We start from the raw sequence: 1,468 nt of genomic DNA, 5'->3' as shown, positions 1-1,468 counted from the left end.
GGGAGAGTCCCCTGGGGTGGTGGGAATCGGGTGAGACCCTGACCTGCAGGATCGGCCGCGTGTCGGTCCCGTAGCAAGGACGGGCCATCGCGTAGAGGTGAACGAGTTACCGACCAAAGTGACTCGACACGAAGGACCACGCGATGACCCATGAGCATTCTGCACTGCTGGCCCGCCTCGACGCCCTCAAGGGCGCCGACGTGGCGTCCGTGTTCGCCGAACTGATCCGCGCCGGCCTGCAGGAACTGATCGAGGCCGAGGCCACCGAGACCCTCGGTGCTGGCCGCTACGAACGCACCGAGGGCCGGACCACCCACCGCAACGGCCACCGGTCGAAGACGGTGTCGACAACCAGCGGCGACGTCGAACTGAAGATCCCCAAGCTCCGGGCAGGGTCGTTCTTCCCATCGCTGCTCGAACGCCGCCGCCGGATCGACAAGGCCCTGCACGCGGTGATCATGGAGGCCTATGTGCACGGCGTCTCCACCCGCAGCGTCGACGACCTCGTCGCCGCGCTCGGCGTCACCTCGGGGATCTCGAAGTCGGAAGTCTCCCGCATCTGCGCTGGCCTCGACGCGGAGGTGGCCCGGTTCCGGGAACGCACGCTGACGCACACCACCTTCCCCTACGTCTACCTGGACGCGACCTATTGCAAGGTGCGGGTCGGGGCGCACGTGGTCTCCCAGGCCCTCGTCGTCGCGACCGGGGTGTCGATCGACGGCACCCGCGAGGTCCTCGGGACCGCGGTCGGCGACAGCGAGTCGTTCGAGTTCTGGCGCGAGTTCGTCGCCAGCCTCAAGGCCCGTGGCCTGTCGGGGGTGCACCTGGTCGTCTCCGACGCCCACGCAGGGTTGAAAGCCGCTGTCACGCAACAGTTCACGGGCGCATCGTGGCAGCGGTGCCGGGTGCACTTCATGCGCAACCTGCAGGGTGCGGTCGCATCGAAGCACGTGCCGCCGGTGATGGCGGCGGTCAAGACGATCTTCGCGCACACTGACCCGGTCGAGGTCGCGGCGCAGTGGGACCAGGTCGTCGACACCCTCACCGCCTCGTTCCCGAAGGTGGCGGCGATGATGGAGGCGGCGAAGCACGACGTGCTGGCGTTCACGGCGTTCCCGCGGGCGCACTGGCAGAAGATCTGGTCGAACAATCCGATCGAGCGGTTGAACAAGGAGATCAAGCGCCGCGCCGATGTCGTGGAGATCTTCCCGAACCCGGCCGCGTTCCTGCGTCTGGCAACGGCGGTGGTGATCGAACAGCACGACGAGTGGCAGGTCACCCGCCGCTATGTCTCCGATGTCTCCATGGACGAGTTGCGGGCGGTGATCGCCGCGAAGGAACACGCCGCCACCGAACCCGCCCGGACGGCACTGGAGGCCGTCGAAATCAGCTAGCATTCAGCATGACTCGTTGATCACTACGCGATCTCGCGCCTGATCCGAAGTCCACCACTTCACGGGGCTCTGTC

General features: G+C 67.0%; 1 protein-coding gene. It reads left to right on the top strand.

The window, feature by feature from the left end; genetic code table 11:
• Positions 1 to 143 precede the first annotated feature (143 nt).
• Complete coding sequence (locus ACFWPA_RS19640) at positions 144 to 1,394, top strand: IS256 family transposase (RefSeq protein WP_378509452.1); 1,251 nt, start codon at positions 144 to 146, stop codon at positions 1,392 to 1,394.
• Positions 1,395 to 1,468: the final 74 nt, after the last annotated feature.

The sequence above is a fragment of the Rhodococcus sp. NPDC058505 genome (assembly GCF_042720095.1).
In the GTDB taxonomy this organism is placed as follows: Bacteria; Actinomycetota; Actinomycetes; order Mycobacteriales; family Mycobacteriaceae; genus Rhodococcus_G.
Note: the sequence above shows the minus strand (reverse complement) of the source record. Positions and strands in the feature narration are given on the sequence as shown.

Bases quoted from the DNA above. Each gene is read 5' to 3' on its own strand.
- ACFWPA_RS19640 (WP_378509452.1), top strand. From the start codon at position 144: ATGACCCATGAGCATTCTGCACTGCTGGCCCGCCTCGACGCCCTCAAG.